Annotated in this window: 20 protein-coding genes and 1 tRNA gene; 12 read left to right on the top strand and 9 right to left on the bottom strand. The window is 52.5% G+C overall.

Annotated features, from left to right (window positions below):
- Positions 1-215 (top strand): IS66 family transposase (locus tag AB1656_06080; GenBank protein MEW6234936.1); only part of this gene is annotated, 215 nt, incomplete at its 5' end.
- Here the strand turns inward: AB1656_06080 and AB1656_06075 are convergent.
- From AB1656_06075 to AB1656_06040, 8 genes are all read right to left on the bottom strand, one after another.
- Entirely contained in the window at positions 204-1,169 is a 966-nt protein-coding gene (locus AB1656_06075; protein MEW6234935.1) for a spore photoproduct lyase family protein, read from the bottom strand. The genes AB1656_06080 and AB1656_06075 overlap by 12 nt on opposite strands.
- Before the next feature lie 177 nt (positions 1,170-1,346).
- Positions 1,347-1,667, bottom strand: coding sequence for a nucleotidyltransferase domain-containing protein (locus AB1656_06070; GenBank protein ID MEW6234934.1), 321 nt, complete (start codon positions 1,665-1,667; stop codon positions 1,347-1,349).
- A 103-nt stretch (positions 1,668-1,770) separates the two neighbouring features.
- A tRNA-His gene (locus tag AB1656_06065) sits at positions 1,771-1,845 on the bottom strand.
- Positions 1,846-1,916: 71 nt separating this feature from the next.
- On the bottom strand, positions 1,917-3,068 hold the full coding sequence (locus tag AB1656_06060) for a glycosyltransferase family 4 protein (GenBank protein ID MEW6234933.1): 1,152 nt from the start codon (positions 3,066-3,068) through the stop codon (positions 1,917-1,919).
- Positions 3,069-3,234: 166 nt separating this feature from the next.
- Positions 3,235-4,143, bottom strand: coding sequence for a glycosyltransferase family 2 protein (locus AB1656_06055; protein MEW6234932.1), 909 nt, complete (start codon positions 4,141-4,143; stop codon positions 3,235-3,237).
- 305 nt (positions 4,144-4,448) lie between these two features.
- Complete coding sequence (locus tag AB1656_06050; protein MEW6234931.1) at positions 4,449-5,768, bottom strand: PmoA family protein; 1,320 nt, start codon at positions 5,766-5,768, stop codon at positions 4,449-4,451.
- Positions 5,769-5,821: 53 nt separating this feature from the next.
- Positions 5,822-6,649, bottom strand: coding sequence for a sugar phosphate isomerase/epimerase family protein (locus AB1656_06045; GenBank protein MEW6234930.1), 828 nt, complete (start codon positions 6,647-6,649; stop codon positions 5,822-5,824).
- Positions 6,650-6,811: 162 nt separating this feature from the next.
- Positions 6,812-7,291 carry a hypothetical protein gene (locus AB1656_06040; GenBank protein ID MEW6234929.1) on the bottom strand — a complete coding sequence of 160 codons (480 nt, stop codon included), beginning with the start codon at positions 7,289-7,291 and terminating at the stop codon, positions 6,812-6,814.
- Between the two features lie 563 nt (positions 7,292-7,854).
- On the opposite strand from AB1656_06040, the gene rplI reads away from it, so the two are divergent.
- The 4 genes from rplI (at position 7,855) to AB1656_06020 (ending at position 10,513) form a co-directional block, all read left to right on the top strand.
- Positions 7,855-8,304: a 50S ribosomal protein L9 gene (rplI, locus tag AB1656_06035; GenBank protein ID MEW6234928.1), complete on the top strand. Its 450-nt coding sequence runs from the start codon at positions 7,855-7,857 to the stop codon at positions 8,302-8,304.
- Positions 8,305-8,361: 57 nt separating this feature from the next.
- Positions 8,362-9,138 carry a hypothetical protein gene (locus AB1656_06030; protein ID MEW6234927.1) on the top strand — a complete coding sequence of 259 codons (777 nt, stop codon included), beginning with the start codon at positions 8,362-8,364 and terminating at the stop codon, positions 9,136-9,138.
- A gap of 81 nt (positions 9,139-9,219) precedes the next feature.
- Positions 9,220-9,834: an NAD(P)H-dependent oxidoreductase gene (locus tag AB1656_06025; protein ID MEW6234926.1), complete on the top strand. Its 615-nt coding sequence runs from the start codon at positions 9,220-9,222 to the stop codon at positions 9,832-9,834.
- 217 nt (positions 9,835-10,051) lie between these two features.
- Positions 10,052-10,513 (top strand): hypothetical protein, encoded by a 462-nt coding sequence (locus tag AB1656_06020; GenBank protein MEW6234925.1) that lies wholly within the window; start codon positions 10,052-10,054, stop codon positions 10,511-10,513.
- A gap of 161 nt (positions 10,514-10,674) precedes the next feature.
- Here AB1656_06020 and AB1656_06015 read toward each other — a convergent pair whose 3' ends face one another.
- A complete protein-coding gene (locus tag AB1656_06015; protein MEW6234924.1) occupies positions 10,675-11,001 on the bottom strand; it encodes a helix-turn-helix transcriptional regulator in 327 nt (108 codons plus the stop codon).
- 225 nt (positions 11,002-11,226) lie between these two features.
- On the opposite strand from AB1656_06015, the gene AB1656_06010 reads away from it, so the two are divergent.
- The 7 genes from AB1656_06010 (at position 11,227) to AB1656_05980 (ending at position 20,558) form a co-directional block, all read left to right on the top strand.
- Complete coding sequence (locus AB1656_06010; GenBank protein ID MEW6234923.1) at positions 11,227-14,178, top strand: hypothetical protein; 2,952 nt, start codon at positions 11,227-11,229, stop codon at positions 14,176-14,178.
- Between the two features lie 127 nt (positions 14,179-14,305).
- The gene (locus tag AB1656_06005) at positions 14,306-15,010 is read left to right on the top strand and encodes a glycosyltransferase (protein ID MEW6234922.1); all 705 of its coding nucleotides are present in this window, start codon (positions 14,306-14,308) and stop codon (positions 15,008-15,010) included.
- Between the two features lie 54 nt (positions 15,011-15,064).
- Positions 15,065-16,285, top strand: a complete 1,221-nt coding sequence (locus AB1656_06000; protein ID MEW6234921.1) for an MFS transporter — start codon at positions 15,065-15,067, stop codon at positions 16,283-16,285.
- 259 nt (positions 16,286-16,544) lie between these two features.
- Positions 16,545-17,318, top strand: a complete 774-nt coding sequence (locus tag AB1656_05995; GenBank protein ID MEW6234920.1) for a PP2C family protein-serine/threonine phosphatase — start codon at positions 16,545-16,547, stop codon at positions 17,316-17,318.
- A complete protein-coding gene (locus AB1656_05990) occupies positions 17,315-18,688 on the top strand; it encodes a sulfatase-like hydrolase/transferase (protein ID MEW6234919.1) in 1,374 nt (457 codons plus the stop codon). Before AB1656_05995 ends, AB1656_05990 begins: the two co-directional genes overlap by 4 nt.
- Before the next feature lie 33 nt (positions 18,689-18,721).
- The gene (locus AB1656_05985) at positions 18,722-19,633 is read left to right on the top strand and encodes a class I SAM-dependent methyltransferase (protein ID MEW6234918.1); all 912 of its coding nucleotides are present in this window, start codon (positions 18,722-18,724) and stop codon (positions 19,631-19,633) included.
- Positions 19,634-19,643: 10 nt separating this feature from the next.
- Entirely contained in the window at positions 19,644-20,558 is a 915-nt protein-coding gene (locus AB1656_05980) for a glycoside hydrolase family 43 protein (protein MEW6234917.1), read from the top strand.
- The last annotated feature ends 59 nt before the right edge of the window (positions 20,559-20,617 follow it).

Raw genomic sequence — 20,617 nt, 5'->3', positions numbered from 1 at the left:
AGCGGGAAATTCGTCCGGCGGTGATTATGCGCAAAGTGATGCAGGGGAACCAGAGCGAGAAGGGTGCGAAAACACAGTCCATCCTGATGACCGTTTTTCGCACGCTCAAACGGCGAGGCTATCGTCCGGTGACCGCCGTGGTGGAAGCCCTCCAAACCGCCCTCCGAACCGGTCAGTTGCCTCCTCTTCCGCCCTCTCTTCCTTCAAAGGGCTAAAACGTTACGATTCATTAAGGATTGGGCAGTTTTATAGGAACAAATCCCACCCAGCGTGATGCGTTGCAGGTTTATTTTTTTCAATAATTCCGTGATAAATTGTTCATATACCTCTTGCCAGTGATCGATTGGAATAATCGGCATAATCATCGCTCGGATAGGGTATCCGGCGGCGGCGCATTTTTGCATGGCTTCGATACGGTTTTTCAGCGGTGGAGTATTGGGTTCGTATTCTTTGCATATGCATTCCGGATTCAGGGACCATGACAGGATTGTGTGATTGTTATGGTTGATCGATAGCAGATTTTCAATGGAAATGGATTTCGTCAACACGGTCAATCGCGCATACGGGTGTTCGGCGAAAAAAGGAACCATGATTCGACAAAATCCTGTTAGTGGATCAAGCGCTAATCCATCTTGTAGTTTTCCCAAATAAAACGCCGTCGGGCGAACGATTTTATTGGCAATGCAATTTACTTTTTCCAGAATGTCGTCAATGTTCACAAACACTTTCACGCTGGGAGAAAATTTAACGCCGATGGTTCCAGCGAGATAGCAATACTGGCAATCATAAGGGCAAAATCCATAGGGTGAAAAATGCCAATAGTTCGGGCATGAATTGCCAGTTTCTTGACTTAAGCGAACGCTGTCGCGTAGTTCTCCAAGAACCAGCGTTTTTTTTCCCGCATAGTGACGGTCGATTAACCGGCGGCCTGCAATGGCCACTTTCGAATGGGGGGCGTCAAAGGCTTCAATGATAGTAGATTCGGGATACGCGTTGCAAATTCGAGATGCGAATTGAATACGTGATGGAGTGGAATTGCTTCCTTGAGCTAAGACAATTGTTTGCGGATTGAAAAAAGGTACTCTACGGGATTGATAGCCATCGCTGAAAGAACGACAAACCGTCATTGCTGATTCCGTAAATGGGTCGAACATGCTTATTTGAACCATGATACAAGCTCGTAAACATTTGTTTAGTTCATTTAATTATAGAATGCTGCATGTTTCAAGTTTTTTCCTGCTTTTCCCAGTTTATTATTTGATCCCTTCCCCATAATAAAAAAACAACGCGACCTATCCTACGATTCTTAATATCCTCCTGGACAATATAGTAACAAATTTATTCCATCACGCAGCGTAAAGAATTTCGCCGTCTTTGGCGTAGTCGCAAATGAACGACTCTCCCTTTTGCCATTCTTCCGTGGTCATGGCTACGGCTTCGATCGGTTCGAATATCTCATAGATGGCGTCCGATAAAATCTCAATTCGTTCCCAATAACTCTTATCGGCGAAATCGTCCGAGATGACGACTACGTCGATATCGCTGGCGGGCGTATAGTCTCCCTTGGCATAGGAGCCATAAAGAATGATCTTGGACAGTTTTATTCCCTTGGCTTCCAGAAGCATCCGAAAACGTTCGATGATGACTAAGACTGCGTTTTTATCCACTGGATAATCTCTTTGCCGCCGGTTATAACCGTTCGATGGGTCGAACGGCGCGACTCATCCTACGATCCTTACGATAATATTTCTATGGGAATAAAGGAGGGAATGGGGTGGCTGATGGGATTTGAACCCACGGCATCCGGAGCCACAATCCGGTGTTCTACCCCTGAACTACAGCCACCATAAATTGCTTGAAAGGGCAGAAAATAGGATATCTCGAACCGGCAGGAGGGGCAAGCCGAATGCTCATTTCTAGGCGTGTTTTCCGGCGGCGAGGCGATAAACTTCGATCGTCCTCTGCGCCATACGCTCGGCGCCGTATTGTTCCCGCAGCGTACGCTTGGCGTTCTCCCGCAGGCGCGGGAATTCTTGCTGCGACTGCATAGCCCGTTGCATCGCGCTGCAAATTCCCTCGGCGGAATTATGCGCCAAAAAGCCCGTAACGCCATTTTCGATCAATTCCCGCGTTCCCAAGACATCCGTCGCCGTTACGACCGTTCCAGCATCCCACGCTTCCAACACCGTCAGGGGAAGCCCTTCCCACAACGAGGGCAGAACGAAGAGGTCAAAGGCGTCGTAAGCCTCCGCCGCATCGGCGCGATGTCCCGTAAATAGGCAGCGCGCGCCCGCGCCGGTTTTATCCGCCAGCTGCATCAATTCAATGCGATCCGGCCCATCGCCCACAATCAGCAAATAAAGCGGAGAGCCGCTTTCCTCGAGTTGCGCGAAGGCTTGGATCAATCGCCCGATTCCCTTTTGCCATTGCAGCCGCGCCACGGTTCCGATGAGGAAAGCGCCGGGAGGGATGGAAAATTCCTCCCGCCAGCGCCGCCGGTCTTCCTCTTTTCGCTCCAGCGATGTTTCTCGCAAAGGAATGCCGTTTTCGACGACGAAGCAGCGATCTTCCGCCTGAGGTAAAGCGTGGAGCAGCGATTCCTTGACGCCGCAGGAGACGCAGATATAGGCCGCCGTCTGCGGCAGCAACAACCATTCCGCGAAATGAACCGCCAGGCGCGAGGCGGCGTTGGGATAGTGCGGCGGATGGTAGCCGTGCACGGTGTAAATCAACGGCGGCGCAAGCGGCGCCGTCATGCGCGCCAAACGCGCCCAAAAGGCGGCGCGCATCCCATGCGCATGAATATGCGTGAATCCCGGCATCGTTATGAACGATTTCAGTTCCGCCGTTTTTTTCCAAAACCAGGAGGAATCGATAGCGATATCGTGAAAGGGGATTGCTTCCGATTCTATGATTCGCTGGACGCTATCGTTATCGGCGGGCGCGGCGATGGCGCAGGCATGGCCTTGGCGGCGCAACTCGCGGCAGAGATGCAAGACGTGCTGCGCCGCGCCGCCGCGCAGTGACGCGACGATATGGAGAATATGGAGCGATTCGTCGAAGGGCATAAGACCATATCACGCCGATTTCAATTCCTCGCCCTCTGGGAGAGGGTTAGAGTGAGGGGATAATAAGTTACTAATATCAACCCTCACCTAACCTCTCCCAATCTTGGGAGAGGAATTATAAAAAGGCGGCAAATTCAAAGGTGATAGGCATAAGACCGCCCCGGCTTCAGATTCCGGGTTTTCTCCATATCTCCCGGAAGATTTCCCATGACGTCCCCCGGTCGAATCCGGATCTCCGCCCCCATAGCCAGCGGCCCATCATCTTCAGAGTGAGATAAAGCCGGACTTGCAGCAGCCGGAAGCCGCCGAAATGTTTTTTTGTGAAATAGCATTGGCTGCGGCGGTATTCGATCTCCGCCGCCTCAGGGTCTTTCTCCACGCTGGCGCCGTGAGCGTGCTGCGCATGAGCTTCCGAAGTATGGTAAATTTTTAAGCCCAAATCCTTGGCGCGCAGACACCAGTCGATATCTTCGAAATACAGAAAGAAATTCTGATCCCACGGCCCGATGGTTTCCGCCGCGGCGCGGGAAAAGAACATGCACGAGCCGGAAACCCAATCCACTTCGCGAGTGCGGCAGCACTCCGCCATGATCTCTTTTTTGGCCCACAACCGGCGTTCGGCGAGCGCCCTGTCCAAGCGCTGGCGGCGCTTCTCCGCCGCCATGACCGGAAAGGAACCCCACGTCAGTTGCGGGAAGCCGTCCTCTTCCAAATGCAGCGGCGCCAGGATTCCGGGAAAATCCAACCTTTCCCAAATCCGCACCAGCGCCGAAACTTGGGCGGGAGCAATCAGGATATCGCTGTTGAGGAGAAGGATTTCCCGATGCCGCGTGGAAGCGATGCCCTCATTCACTGCCGCCGCGTAGCCGTCGTTGCTGGGACGAGCGATGAGGTTGACATAGGGAAACTGGGCTTCCACCAAACCCGCGCTGCCGTCCGGCGAATGATTGTCCACTACGGTAACGGAGTAATTTCCTCGCCGCGTTTGCGTCGCGCACTCCGTTTGCGTCAGCGATTTCAGCAAAGCTGTCAAATGGGACGAGCAATTGTAATTGACGATAATGATATCGAACACGGGATCAGAGAATTCCGTTCTTGTACGGGTTGGTTATATACAAATCATCTTTGAGTATGTTGCTTTTCAAATCCCTCTCCCAAGATTGGGAGAGGCTAGGTGAGGGTTGATAGAATTAAGCCGATATACCCTCACCCTATACCCTCTCCCAGAGAGCGAGGGGAACTATACGCGACAAGCAGAATAGGAATAGGCATTACTTCTTCGCGTAACAATTCAGGGGCAGGCGAAGCGCCTGCCCCTGCCATTATGGCTTACTTTTATTAACGTCCAAGCCCACGGGCAAGTTTGAAAGAGGATGGAATTTATCCTTTGATAAGAATCGCTTGGGGACCGTCGGCGTAATTGGCGTAGGCTTCTTTCACTTTGCCCGATTCCATATCGCCTTGGTGGATATAGACGCGGTAACGGCATCGCCAGGTTTCTCCCGCCCGCAGCGTGCGGCTGCCGTCATGGATTTTACTGATGAAGTGGCTCAGCCCGAATGGATTGGCGGTGAACAGGCCGTAAGTGCGGACATGGTAATAGGTGGGATAAAAGGGATTTTCGGGATAATCCATAATCGTCAATCCCGCCGTCTCTCCATTCACTGGTCCGCTATAGTCGCACCAGGGCGCCGCCTTGCCCCACGCGCGATCGGCGGCCTTGCCGGAGGCGGCGTCATAATGGCTTTCGTCGCCGTTGGCGTTGACGATGACGCCCCCTTTTTTGCTATCGACTCTCATGATTTCCGACACGCGCAGAGAGATCAATCCGCCTTCTTTCGTATCGCCGAATTTGACGTCGCCTTCCGTCGCCGCAAAGGTAAGATCGAAGTCGATGGCGCGTCCGCTTTCCGGTAATCCCCAAATCGTAATGCAACGCCGTTCTTCCATCACTTTCACGTTGTCGCTGGAAGTCCAAGCGATTAGCTCCTCGATTCTTCCGGCGGCGGGACCGCATTGCAATTCGTTGAATTCGATATGCCGTTGATACCCCTGTTTCTCGCTCAGCATCCAAAAATCCACTCCGTTCACGTCGCCATGGGATACCCAAAGCGAATGATGATGCGGATGGTCCTTGTTCTCTCCTTCAAATGGCTCCATGGGAAATCCTCGCGTCATGCGGGCGCCGTTGGGTCCAAATAGGGGATAGAAGATAGGCCGGGGCTGCTTCTCGTTCGTGGCGAATAGGTAATCCGTAAACGGCTTGCCGCCGATATCGATCTTGAGAGATCCGTCCTTGCGCTCGATTTTCACGGCGTCCGCCGACGCCGCTTCGCCCGGCTGCAGGGAATAAATACGCTTCTCGAAAGGCTTCAATCCGTCGACGACGAACAGCAGTTCCCAATAATTCCGGTCGATGGCGGCGATGCCGCCGCCGGCGGGGCTGAGTCGATAAGCGTACTTGGGAATGTCGCGCTTGACGGCCATTACGGGAATCTCTTCCGATTCGCGAACCAATTTCCATGAACCTTGAGAGAGGGTGTACCAAAACTCATCGGGCGAAAGAGTTAGCGTTACGGGACAATGTTCGCGAGGACTGGCCCCCGCCATCACCGCCACATCCACCCCCATCGCTGTTCTCGCGCTCATGGCCATGATCGCCGCCGCCATCCATAATAATAAAGAAGTTTTTTTCGTCATGGTTTTCTCCCTTTTATAATCATGTAAAGCAAGACATATTTCGCCCTGCGTTCTTAGGCAAAAACCTCTTTTAAATACTTCAAACTATCGCGCGCGATCGTCTCGCCATCTGGTTCGTAGATGAATACTTCCACCGAAACATAGCCTTGGTATCCGATTTCCTTCATAGCGGCGGCGATCGGCTTAAAATCCACGTCGCCGGTTCCCGGTCCCTTTTTGTTGCGATCATTGGCGTGGAAATGGCGCAAGATATCCTTATTCTTGCGGATCGTATCGGCGGGCGAATCGTATTCGCCGCCGCACATGGCTTTGGCGTCGAGATGCAACTTGAGGGAGGGATGCCCCGCCGCCTCGATCAAATCTCGCGCATCGCGGGCGCGGTTGATGAAATTGGTCTCGGCGTGCGTCAACGGCTCGAAGCAAACCGTCACGCCGCTTTCCTGCGCCGCGTCCAGCGTGGATTGGAAGAACTCAATTGTCCGGGCGAAAGTCTCCTGGTATTTTTCGCTTGCGTCCCAATTCCGCTGGGCGGGCGAACCATGCACCATAATTTTACCGCCCAGTTCGGCGCAGAAATGAATGAGTTCTTTATAATATTCCACTGTCTGTTGGCGAATCGCCGCATCGGCGCAATTAATATGCAGTTTTTTATCGATCCCTTTCAGCGGCGCCAACAGCCAATGCAATCCGATGATCTCCACGCCATGATCCGTCGCGGCGGCTCGCAGTTCGCGGCGTTCCGAAGCGGATAGTTCCGTGACCAATTTTCCCAGCGTAAACGGCGCCAGCTCGACGCCATCGTATCCCAGCCTCCCCGCGCATTCGCAGGCCAGCCGAAAGGGTTGGTTCTGGAAGGTTTCGTTACAAATGGCGAATTTCATTCGATTCTCTCCAAAAAGTGAATAGTTGCAGATCGTAGAATGGGTCATGCCGTTTGACCCATCGATTTCTTCATTTTATTAATAATGATGGGTCAAACGGCATGACCCATCCTACCCAAACGGATGGAGTAAGAAATTCGCTCCAAAGGCTTCGTTTCGATCTTAAGCAGTAATGTCGGGAACCGTCAAGGTATAAACCGGCATGATTTGGAAGGGAAAGACGCATTGAGCCGAGAGCGTTCCATCGGGCTTGCGGAACAGAACATCGATTTTCGCCGAGGCCAGGAAATAAACGACTCCATAACAATTTTCCGGAACGTCTTCGATCGTCTCCCTGGCTGTAACGTAATGCCCCACTTCAATCACCATGTTCCGGTAAACCATCGAGGCTTCGCCCGATTTCACTTTTTGCAAGCAGGCGGCGAGCGCGTTGCGGTCTTCCGTACGGGGCAGAGATTGAATAATCGTGCGCAGGCAATCCCCCAGATGACTGTCGCGGAATTCGGGATAATTCTCCCCCGCGCTCCCCTCGCGCAGACATTGCGCGATCAAGGCCACCGTCGAATCTTTATAGGATACGTAAACCGACCAAATCAACGCTTTAAGGTAAAGCAAAAAGTTACGTTGCGTATTCGAATTCATTTTTCCGCCGCTCGCCCAATGGATTCATTAATAAAAGCAATCTTATCACGTCTCCCTGCTAAAAGGGAAGCGATCAAAAACCGTAAAATCGATTTCCTCATTATTTGCCAAAAAAATATCCTGGCTCATAAGGATGGAGCGCGCTATTTAATCCATCAATTACTCCTGAAGCGCACACGTTTCTTCTTTCAATCGCCGAGGGTCTTTTCTCTATAGGGAATCTCCTAAAAAAACAAAAAGCAGGCTGGCTCATCAGGAGATTCGCCCTCCCTTAATTCACCTTCAAACAAATAGGGAGAGCGAGGCTCCCGCCGAGCCAAGGCTCCTCGGACCTTTTTCTTTCTGCCATCGCCGAATTCCTCGGTAAGGAGGCTCATCAGAGATCGCAGGCGCCATCGGCCTTTTTTTCCGGCGCCGCAAACATCATCCTATCGTCTTCACGCTCCCCTTTCAGATTGAAGGAATTAGGAGCATAATTACGTTTTGTCTATTTTCCCCAAAGGGTTGTTTTTTCCCCTTTCGGGAAATTGGAAGCGAAACGCCAAAGGAGAGTTAACGAAATCATGGAAGTCATATTGACCGAAAGCATGCCTAATCTAGGCGATGCGGGCGAAATCGTGAAAGTGAAGGGGGGATACGCCCGCAACTTCCTCATTCCCAATGGCTTGGCTTATGCTACCTCCAGCGCCAACGCCACGAAGATCGCCCATCAAAAGCGCCTTTTGACGGATCGAAAGAACCGCCGTCTCAAAACCGAACATGATTTGGCCCGGCGCTTGTCCGAAATTTCCGTGCAAATTCCCGTCCGCGTCGGCGAAGAAGACCGCATCTTCGGAACCGTCACCAATCAAAATATCGCCGAGGCGCTAAAAAGCAAAGGCTACGATGTGGACCGGCGGAAGATTATTCTCGACGACCCCATCCGCGCATTGGGCGTCTATACCGTTCCAGTCCGGTTTTCCGGAGATACGACGGCCCAACTCAAAGTCTGGGTTATTAAAGAAGAGAAATAATCTTTTAGACGGCTTTCAGGTCGATTTCATCCCTTCTTCCGGGGAGCCTGACGCCCCATGCAAAAACTGCAAAATAGGAAATGCGCCGATCCGTCAAGGCGAAAAACGCCGCGATGGGCTGGGCGCGTTTTTTTTGCGCTGGTATTGATTCCCATCGCCTCCTATGCAACGGAAAATCGCTTATCTGCCTCTAAACTTCCTACTGGCCCCGTTCTCACGCCGCATTCCGCCTTGCGCGCGGCGCAGGGCGAACTGCTCGTCTTTATCGAGGACCCTCCCCGTCGCGTCGTTCCTATCGTCTGGCAATCGGAAGCGGCGGGGGAGATTTCCTTTGCCACGGCGGAAGGCGGCTGCCATTATTTCTTCACCGTCAGCCAACGCCAGATCAGCGCCGCCACGGACTTCGCCAAAGCGGGCATCCTCGCCGTTACAGCGAGCAATCCCGCCGCCAACAACGCTCAAGCCGTCGTCTGGACGGCGTGGAGGCCTTCTCCGGCGGATCGCGACGAATCGCGCGAAGCGTTCGGTTTCTCTTTGGATACGGATCGCAACGCTCAAATCCAAGGATTGCCCAATCCCTTTTCCTGGAATCCGCAAGCTGTATGGTATTTCCAACAAGATGCCTTTATGAACAATGGCGAAACGATCTATCGCATCCAATGCGCCCCGCCTTGGAAGCGGGAAACCTGGGCGCGCCGCCCCACCCTACCCTATAACGATCTGGTTCCCGGAAACATTATAGGCTACGCGCGCTTCAACGTCTCTCTAAAATCCGGCGTCAGTTCCGCCTTCCAGATTTGCGTTCCCTTTCAACCGCTCCCCATGCAGGAATGACGTCGATTGACGGGGGAGAGATAGACGCTTGCCGATGGCTATTTCCAAATTAACTATCTTGAAAAAGGAATATAAGCTTTTATGAAAATATCGATCATTTTGGGGCATCCCCAAAAAGGAAGTTTCAACCACGCCATCGCGGAAACCGTTAGGGATACGTTGCATCGGAACGGCCACGAGATTTTTTTCCATGATCTTTACGAGGAACATTTCGATCCGTTGACAACTGGCGAGGAAATTTCCGACGGCGCGGAACTGGCCCCTTTTATCCGGCGTCATTGCGACGAGATCGCCCAGGCGGAAGGCATCGTCCTGGTTCATCCGAATTGGTGGGGGCAGCCTCCGGCCATTCTCAAAGGGTGGGTGGATCGGGTACTGCGTCAGGGCGTCGCTTATCGATTTCTGGAAGGAGACGGCGGCGAAGGAATCCCCGTTGGTTTATTGCGGGCGCAATCCGCCTTGGTTTTCAATACGGCCAATACGCCCGAAGAACGCGAAAACCAAGTCTTCGGCGATCCGTTGGAGAATCTTTGGAAAACCTGCATCTTCGACCTTTGCGGAGTGAAGAACTTTTATCGCAAGATGTATCGAGTCGTCGTAACGAGCGCCTTGGAAGAACGCCAAACCTGGTTGGCGGACGTCCAGGCGATCGTCAACGCCCATTATCCTCCTTGCCGAAAACAAAACGATAAGTAGAATTTATATTTATATTGCGCCCCACTTCGATTTATCGAGCTGCTCTCTCATATCCTCGATTCGTCTCTTCGTTTCGTTTGGATGTCCCGATATAAGTGCGTTTTCGCCTGACAAAAGTAAGTTTTTATATTACTTCTATAGGTAGAGAATAGTGGATGACTTCAATGGAATGGAATGCGTCATGCGGGGGGAAACGAATAAGTAAGGAGTTAATTTCGTGATTGCGCCCCGAGACAACGAACATACATTGCGCCTCTTGTCGCTTGGTCTATCGTCTCAAGAAAAAACGCTTGTGGAATCCGTCGCCGCCCGCATCGGAGGAGCGCTTCATTGCGCCAAAGACGATATGGATTTATGGGGATTCGCCCGCACGGGCCGGTTCGATCTATGCATCCTGGCCCAAAACGAAGAAATCCATGATCCCAGTTATTTGATCTGGCTTTTGAAAGGTCTCGCCTCGCATTCGAGAATCATCCTTATCTATTCTTCTATCGCCCAGGAAGAAGCCAATCGCTTAAAACGATACGACGCTCCCCATGTTCTGGTTCGTCCGGTCGACGCCGCCCATCTCGCGCAAGCTATCGATGCGGCCATGAATGCGAGAGAAGAGAAAAGAGAAGGCTTTTGGGCGCGATTGATTCGCTTGCCCGGCAGCCGAAAATCCTCCAAAGTTCATTAATTCAAAAAACAGCGGCCAGTGGTTCGCGGCTAACAAGCCGTCGCAGGGAATGTCCGCCGCGGCGTTCCTCTTGAATTGGCGTTTGTAAGAATAATCCAATAACGAAAATGTTTGAATAACTTTTTGCGGAATTCTCTTATGAGAGGAACGCCGTTTCCCTTTTATGCAGGCGCCGATGCCTCACGATTATTTTGCGAACGCGCTTCTACCGCGATGGTTATGTCGACTTTCCGATCCAACTTGTTCAGGATTGCAATTAGCCGATCGATCGTGAATCGCTTGAGATCCGGCTTGCGTATACGAACAAACTCGCTATGATCGATCCCCGTTAATCTAGCGGCCTTTCTTGCGGAAAGGTTTTGCGTTTCCAAAACGTCTATGATCGCTGCGGCTAGAAGCGCTTTGGTTTGACGAACATCCGCATCGGGCCGATTGAAATCCCGATAAATATTCCCGCTGCCGTGCATTAATTCCATTTTTTCGGACATGAGAACATCTCCTTAAGGCTTTTAATCCTCTCCCGGATTCAATCGATTTCGCGTATTTCTGTCCATATAATATAGCTTCATTTTTTTCTATATGAAAACGAATCTCAAGGACTCGCGCTGGAAGCGGATACTCAACATTTTCTTTGAGATGCGGTATGATATACACGCTTTGGAATGTTATAGGATGGATGCGTTTTTTGGGAAAGATAGAAGAGGGTTGCAAGAATGAAAAGAATCCGATCGTTTTTTCTCTCGCTGGCGTTGATCGGCGGTTTGACGGCGGATGGGGCGTCGCGGGACGATTATCGGATCGCCATTCTTCTGGACGATCTGCCGAATCATCACCCGGAGATTGCGCTTCATCTGGCTTCCCTCCTGCTAGATAAAGGATATGGCTTGCGGACGATCGGCGTCAGGGAGTTATTGAATTCCTCCGTTGTAAACGCCGCGAACTTCGATCTGCTCGTTTTGCCCTCGGCGGGATCGCTGCCTGCGCAAAGCGTGGATATTATCGAAAATTATATTGCGCAAGGCGGCGACGTCTTCGCGCTTGGCGCTCCCGCGTTCTCCGATTGGCTGTGGAACAATGGCGGGCAATGGTTTTCGGAAAGTTCTTGGCGCGAGCGCCTTTCCAAAGCTTCCGCCGAACGTATGCTTTTCAACTTCGAAGAGGAAGATTTGAATCAGTGGGAGAGAAATACCAATACGCCGGACTCGCCCTTTGCGAAAGAACTCGCCGAAGGAATAGAAGGCAACGGGCTTCATGTGCGCATCGAGAATATGGCGGGTTGGGACGGTCTTGCCTCTCCCCTCGTGACGAATCCTTTTCTTTACGGCGAATCGCTCACTGTTTTTTACGTCAAGGGAACGAAAGAGACCCGCGCGCTGAACCTGGAATGGGTGGAGCGAGACGGCTCGCGATGGATCGCGGTCTTTCCCGTTGCCGATGAATGGCGGAAGGTGGTTCTGGCGCCGAGCGATTTCCATTATTGGCAATCTACGCCGGAACGGGGAAAACCGGGAGACGTTTTCCAACCGCAAAACGCCGTTCGTTTGAAGATTGGAGCGGCGTGGACGCATACCGGCTCCCGCGGCGGCGAATACGAATTTTTTATCGACGAGATAGGAACGGCGTACAATCCCCTTGGGGACAAGCCGTTGGCAAGCCATACGCCTCCCCCCATCGAAGGTCTATCGCCCTCCTACAAATTTTATCCTATTACGGAGGCAGCGCAGTTGATGCGCCGCGAGCTGGTAAGCCTGGAAGAAATGTCCCTGCCCCTGCCCGCTTCCATGAGCGCCCACCATCCCCGGCCGACTGGAAAAGGATTCAACAAGAAGCGCGGCTGGCGTTGGATTCCGCTTTTGGACGCCATTGGATCGCGGAGAGAATGGCGGGGAGCGCCCGCATCGATGTTTGTCGATTTCCAGAAGCCGAATCGGTTCAGTATTCGCGCTTCCTATTCCATAAACGATCCGGATTGGCATCAGGAAGATGCCGTATTGCAATCAATAACGTCCTCCATCAATCGCATGGCGAACGGGATTTTTTTCGAGGAGGCAGGATCGGAATTTTTCACCTATCGCCGAGGGCGGCCCGTCGTCATAGGCGCGCGCGCGGCGAACCTTTCGGCCCAGGACGCGAAGGATTTGACCTTGCGCTTCGAACTGAAGATCAAAGGGGATAAAAGGCCGGTCAAACGCATCATCCAATCCATCGATATTCCGGCGGGAGCGATTTTCAGCGCAAGCCATACCGTCCGTTTGCCGAAGCGCGACGGCGATTTCGAACTGACTGTAAGGCTGTTTCATGGCGATAGCCTTTTGGACGAGATCGAACACGATCTCTTCGTCTACCGCCCGAAATCGGAGACGCTGCAACGGTTCGTCTCGGCGCATAAAGGCGATTTTTATCTCGACGGGAAGAAATGGTATGTTCATGGCGTGAATTATATGCCCTCCACGGGAATCGCGGCGGAAGACGGTCCCTATTACGAACAATGGCTGGGAAGCCGCTCGTACGATCCGGAATTCATTCAGCGCGATTTGGAACGATGCCGCGATATGGGCTTCAACAGCATCTCGATTTTTCTTTATTATCAATCCCTCTACGCCGACAATCTGCTGGATATTCTTCGCCGCTGCGACAACCTGGGCTTGAAAGTCAACCTCTCCCTCCGCCCCGGTTCGCCGATGGATTATAACCTGGAGTGGTGGGAAGAGATGATCCGCTTCAACCGGCTATGGGAATGCGACGCCATCTACGCCTACGACATCGCCTGGGAGCCCTTTTTCGGAACGGAGGAGCAGCGGCGGAAATACGATCCGGATTGGCGGCTGTGGATCGCCAGGAAATACGGCGCCCTCGAAGCGGCGGAAAAAGCCTGGGAATTTCCTGCCCCGAAAATCGACGGCAATTTGACATCTCCCTCCGCTCGGCTTCTCGGCCAGGATGGACCGCACCGAAAAATGATCGCGGATTACCGGCGTTTCGCCGATGAATTGATTCAGTTTAAATACAAGGCGGCGGCCGATCGCATCCGCGCGCTCGATCCCAACCATCTCATAAGTTTCCGGATGACGGTTACGGGCGATCCCACATTCCTGGGCGACAAGAACATGCCTTACGATTTTCCGGGAGTAGCCATTTGCATGGATTTCATGGCGCCGGAAGGCTATGGGCGCATCGGCGATTGGGAGCGCGTTAAACCGGGGCAATTCACCGTAAGTTACGCCCGCTGCTGCGCTCCGGGAAAACCCGTCATCTGGGCCGAAGCTGGCGTACAGGCGTGGGACAATCAAAAAATGCAAACCGATCCGGAACCATTGGAATTTCAAGGAAAATACTTTGCCGATTTCTACAAAATGGTTTTAAACTCCTATTCCAACGGCGTCGTCTGGTGGTGGTATCCCGGCGGCTTCCGCGTCGGAGAAAATTCGGATTTTGGAATCATCAATCCCGATGGAACCGACCGTCCCGCCACTCGCGTCATCCGCCAATTCGCCGCGCAGGTTCTAGCGGAACGCACGATCCCCAAACCAAATGTGGAGATCGAAATTGACCGCGACGCCGATGCGCGGGGATTGTACGGCCTTTACGATCAGGTAAAAAAAGACTATTGGGAAGCGGTCGAATCCGGAAAATGGCCGGGTCTGCGATTCAAGACGAAACCCTAATCGGGGTGGCAAGGGCAAATGTTTTTTGCCCTTGATGAATCCTCAAAACAAGAGAAGAAAATCGGGGGTGGCAATGGCAAATGTTTTTGTTGCCCTTGATTAATTCAGTACTAATCCGGTACGAACCATGTTGTTATCCATCGTCATACCCGCCTACAACGAAATCCAGAATATCGAACGAACGATATTGGCTTTGCGCGAAGCGTTGAAACAAGCGGAATGGGAACCGTATGAATTGATCGTCGCCGATGACGCCTCGACGGATGGGACGGCGGAAATCGCCGAAGCGTTGGGCGCAACAATCGTCCCCTCCGGCAAGCGCAATATCGGGGCGACGCGCAACATCGGCGCGGCGGCGGCGAGAGGAGAATATATTCTCTTCTTGGACGCGGATACGCTGGTTGATCGCCGTTTGATGGAAGGATTGAAGCGCGCAATAGAGAAAGGCGTCGCAGGCGGCGGCTCTCGATTGATTTGGAGCGAGCCGGTCTGCGATTTTTTGGCGAATCTGGGTATGAAAAGTTGGGTGATCGTTTCAAGGATTTTTCGCATCCCCTCCGGTTCCTTTTTTTTCGTACGGCGAGAGGTCTTCGAAAAGATTGGCGGATTCGACGAAGCGTATTTTATATCCGAAGAAATAACGCTGGCGAAAAAGCTGAAACGCTGGGGCAAGGTCGTCATCCTGCGCGAAACGGCGGCGACGTCGCCGAGGAAGATGCGGCAATTCACACGCTGCGAATTCGCCCGTTTTGTTCTCTCCTCCCTTCTCCATCCCCGCCAAATTATGCGTAACCGCAACTACTTGGATATATGGTACAAGCGTAGACCCTAATAGTAACAATGGATTTCATTCACTTAAAAGAGACATTCGACAAGGGAGCCGATTTTGGATAGGATTCGCATTGCGGCCAAAGAGGATGGCGTCCAACCGTCCGATCGCCTTTATACGCCCGCCTTTTTCATCGCGTTCGTTTATAACTTTATCTTGGGATTTTTGATTACGAACAACGCCCTTTTTCCTCTCTATGTAGACCATGCGGGAGGAGGACCAGCGACCCTGGGGATGTTTATGGCGTGCGTCCCAATCGCAGGCGTGATCGGGCGTCCGTGGATCGGCTCGCTGATCGACCGTTTCGGCGTCAAGCCTGTTTTGCTGCTCTCCTGCGTTTGCATGGAAGTCTCCTCGTTGGGTTTTTATATGCTGCTCGATTGCGGCTTGGTTCCCTGGGTATGGATGCTTCGCCTGGTGCAGGGATTTGGCTGGGGAGCCCACATGTCCGCCTTCTTTACTCTCGCGGCGCAGGCGGCGCCGAAAGGGCGCCGGTTCGAAGCGATATCCATGTACGCCTTATCCGGCCTGGCTTCGAATTCCGTCGGTCCCTATACCGGCGAAATCGTCCTTTCCCGTTTCGGATTTTCGGGCTTTTTCTTGATGTTGATCGCCGTTGGGGCCATAGCGCTGCTTCTTGTTCTTTCGATTCGCCACCCCGCCCAGATTCCCTTGACGGGCGATTTCGATTGGCGGGGCATGGCGCAGCTATTGCGTTCGCCGGGATTTTGGCATGCCGCCGTTTTTGCGCTCGCCCTCGCCGTTTCCTATTCCACGATGGCTTCCTTTTTGGCGCCATTGGCGAAGGGGAGAGGGATATCCCATTTCGGCTTGTTCTTCACTTTTTATTCGCTGAGCGGAGTATTCATCCGGATCGTCGGCGGAAAATGGGGCGACCGTTTCGGATTGAGGCGAGTACTGCTTCCGGCTTTTATGTCGTATGGAACGGGACTGTTGATCTTGCATTTCAGTTGGACATTGCGCGGGATTATCGCCGCGGGGGCGTTTTGCGGAGCGGGACATGGCATTGCCTTTCCCGCCATCACTTCGTTGGGTTACGCCCTTGCGCCTAAATCCCACCGAGGCCGGGCGGTGGCGTTGGTCACAGGCGTAATGGATGCGGGCAATGCGATCAACTCGTTTCTCTTAGGGCAGGCCGCCGCATTATGGGGATTTGGAATCGTTTTCTTTTTAGGAGCCATCGGCCCTTGGAGCGCCGCGATTCTCATTGCGATGCTTATAAAGAATACGCCAAAAACAACAGTTCCTCTCGATTGAATTTCTTTTGTTTTTTTGTCAAATCGTTTTCGGAGATCGATGAATTGTCCGAATCATGATATGCAGGTTGAAAAGAATAACAAAGATGATTTAACTTTTTCCCCTTATAATCCTGCAAATCCTGGCCATTCTGATTCAGACAATAAAAAATCCCTCTAGCGAAAAAGCATCGCTGCTCCATCCAAAAACGAACGATTTAGAGTAAAATCTCTTTTCTATTCGAACGGACATATGTTTTTTCCGTCGGAGAAAGGTTTTTATGGATAATATCGTTAAGCGTAACATAGGCTGCGCAACCATATGGGGCGGCATTCAGAACGCCGATTTCGATATCGCCGCCCATTCCCTATCGGCTAGCCTCTATTCGCGATCTTGCGCCGGCGGCAAGGGCGGAGATATTTACTATTTCAGCGTCTGTGGAAAAGACAAATTGACCCGCATCGCCGTGGCGGACGTCGTAGGGCATGGCGAAGACGTGAGCGAAATTAGCGCTTGGGTGTACGAATCCCTCGTCAAGAGGATGAGCAACCTGGAAGGCAACGGCGTCCTCTCGGAACTGAACGACAAGTTGCAGGGGCGCGGTTTGGAAGCCATGACGACCGCCGCCGTCGTGGCGTTTTATACCGGCAACCATCATCTCTATTTCTCCTACGCCGGACATCCTCCCTTGTTCGTCAAGCGCCGTTATGAATCCTCGTGGAGTCCCATCGAATTGAAGACGACGCCCGGCATGAATAATCTGCCGTTGGGAATCAAGCGGGAAACCTATTACGATCAAAACGAAACGCCGTTGGAAAAAGGCGACCGCGTATTTCTCTATACGGACGGCGTAATCGAAGCGCCGGACGCGGATCATAACCTATACGGCAAAGATCGCCTGTTGGCATTACTGAATTCGATGGAGAATGCGGCGATTCATGAAATCAAGAACGCCGTGCTGGCCGATTTGCTGCGGCATACGTCCGGCTCGTTGGAGCATGACGACGTTACTATGTTGGTTTTGGAAGTGAATGGAAGCGAGCACAATTCATGAGGAAAACCATGATCTCGCGCCGGGATTTTTTATCGCAATCGATTCTGGGCGCAGCGGCGTTGAGCGCGCCGGGATGGGCTGAAGCATTGGGGGAAGCAAAGACTACAACGAAGCCCAACATCGTTTATATTCTCTGCGACGATCTCGGCTATGGCGATTTGAGCTGCTGCGGCCATCCCATCATCCAGACGCCCTGCCTGGACGCGCTGGCGCAAGAAGGGATCAAGTTGACCGATGGCTACGCCGCCGCGCCGGTTTGCTCTCCTTCGCGGGCGGGCATCATGACGGGACGAACGCCCACTCGCTGCCGCATCATGGATTGGATCCCGCCAAAATCCGGCGTTTATCTGAAACGCGAAGAAATTACCATCGCATCGCTGCTCAAGGCGTCCGGTTATGCGACGGCGCATATCGGCAAATGGCATTTGAACAGCGTCATGAACGGTTCCGAACCCTCGCCGGGAGATCACGGCTTCGACGAATGGCTCTCCACCCAAAACAACGCCATCCCCTCGCATCGCGATCCCATCAATTTTCTGCGCAATGGACAACCGGAAGGCAAGCGCGAAGGCTTTTCCAGCGCCATTATCGTAGACGAGAGCCTGCGCTTCCTGCGCCGAGTAAAGGATCGTCCCTTCGCCTTATTCGTCTGGTTCCATTCGCCGCACGAGCCGATCGCCACCGCCGACGAATTTCAAGAGATGTACGCTTCGGTGAAAGACGAAAACGAAGCGATCTATTACGGCAACGTCAGCCAGATGGATCATGAAGCCGGACGGCTATTGAAAGCGCTGGACGAGATGAACCTGCGCGACAATACCTTCGTCATGTTCGCCAGCGACAACGGCCCGGAAACCTATATGCGTTATAAAACGGCGCTTTATTCGCATGGCTCTCCCGGCGCGCTTCGAGGAATGAAACTGCATATGCATGAGGGCGGCTATCGCATTCCGGGCATCATACGCTGGCCGGGCAAAAGCCAATCCGCCGCCGTCTGTTCCGAGCCGGTGAATGGAACCGACGTCCTGCCCACGCTCTGCGAAATCGCGGGAATCGAGCCGCCAACGGACCGCATCATCGACGGCGCCAGCATCGCGCCGATTTTTCATAATAAAAGCATCCATCGCCAGCGTCCCTTATACTGGCGCTACGATAACGCTTTGACGGAATCGAAAATCGCCCTGCGGCAAGGCGATTGGAAAATTTTGTCCGACCTGAAATTCGAAAAAATAGAACTCTATAACCTCAAAAACGATCTGCCGGAATCCCTTAATTTGGTTGATAAGCATCCGCAAAAACTCAAAGAGATGTTATCGCAACTAAAAGAAATTCACGCCGAAGTGGACAACGATCCCGTCTCAAAGGGATGATGTTTCGAGAAGCGCTGGAAAAAAGGAACAACTATGCCAGGAATTCACTCGTTGCCGGATGCGCTATGGAGCGTATTGGCTTGTCCTCATTGCGGAGATTCATTGAAGCGCGAGGAACAAGCGGCGCGTTGCGCGGGGTGCGGCGCCGTTTATTCCAAGGCCTCAGCGGGACCGCTCGATCTGCGTTTATCGCGAATGAAAAAAGCCGCGTTCGAATTTGAAATGCCCTTCCCCCCTTTGGAAGAAGCCGGCGCCCTGATCCGGCCGCTGACCCTAAAACCAAATCCCGAAGTCGATTTCGCCGGCGTCCCCGTACCCCATCATTTAAGCGCGGAAATGCTAAGCCATTTTCCCAAAGCGAAGGGAAAAGAGGCGCTGGCGTTAGACCTGGGCTGCGGCGACGCCATCCACCGCAGCGTCTGCGAGCAAGCGGGATTCGTCTACGCTGGGCTGGATTATTGCGACGAACGAGCGCCGCTATTAGGCGACGCCCACGCGCTGCCTTTCTGCGAGAATAGTTTCGAATTCGTTCTATCCATCGCCGTGTTGGAGCATATCCGCTTTCCTTTTCTTATGATGAGGGAGACGCATCGCATCTTGAAACCCGGCGGCCTATTCATCGGCACAGTTTCTTTTCTAGAACCGTACCATGCGTTTAGTTTTTATCATCATACGCATTATGGCGTTTACAATTCGCTGACGATGGGAGGATTCAAAGTCCAATGGATCGCGCCCAGCCTGCAATGGACGGGACTCGCCGCGCAGGCGAAGATGTCGCTCTTCCCCAAATTTCCAGCGGCTCTATCCCGAACGATGATTCTTCCCGTAGAATGGATTTCGCAATGTTGGTGGCGGATAGGCCGCCTCTATTCGCCGAATCTTAATGAAGAATCGCGAAAACTCCATAATACCGGAGCGTTTACGTTTATCGCCAAGAAAGAATAGGGAGGTTGAGATGTTTGGCGCAATAAGTTCTCTATGTTTGTTTTGCGCAATCGCCGCCGGTAGCGTTGCAGACGATTCGGTCTTTTTGATGAGTTATTTTCGAACCGCCGACGAATCTCTGTATATGGCTTATAGTTTCGACGGCTGCGATTGGACCGCCTTCAACGACGAAAAACCGCTGCTGCGGGCGGAAATCGGCAATAAATCGGTGCGCGATCCCTTTATCCGCCGCGGGCTGGACGGCGCCTTCTATTTCGTTTGCACGAATAGTTGGAAATCGTCCATGATTCTCGCCGCGCGATCCAAAGATTTGATCCATTGGGAAGAGCAACGTTTGTTGCCCGTGATGGAAGGCGTAAAGACCGTGCACAATTGCTGGGCGCCGGAATTTTTCTATGACGACAAGGAAGGATCGTTTCTCATTTACTGGTCGTCCGTAACGGAAGAGAACAACCATCAACGCATCTGGTCGTGCCGAACCAAGGATTTTAAAACTATCTCCCCGCCGCGTATGCTTTTCGATCCTGGCTACACTGTTATCGACGCGACCATCGAATTTTTCAACGGCGCATATTATATGATCTATAAAGACGAGCGCGGCGAAAACAAGCATGGGACGGACAACAAAGCCATGCGCCTGGCTGTGAGCGGCAACCTCGATGGCCCCTACCAACCTCAAGGCGGATTGATTACGCCGCACCTGACGGAAGGCCCGGCGTTGTTCCGGGCGGGAGGAAAATGGCTGCTGTTTTACGATTGCTTTATGGACGATCGTTGGGGCGCGGAAGAATCGGACGATTTGCAGAATTGGACAAACGCCGACGCCAAAGTGAAATTCCCGCCGCAGCCCCGCCATGGCTCTGTTTTTACCGTAACGCGCAAGCAATTCGAAGCCTTGCGGGATTGGTATAATCTTAAAAACTAAGGATAAGCGGCTAGAAAAGTAGGATGGGTCGTGTTTTTTTGACCCATCGTTATTGATAA

Source organism: Candidatus Omnitrophota bacterium, from assembly GCA_040755155.1.
Classification (GTDB): Bacteria; Hinthialibacterota; Hinthialibacteria; order Hinthialibacterales; family Hinthialibacteraceae; genus JBFMBP01.
This window is presented reverse-complemented; position numbering and strand designations above follow the sequence as displayed.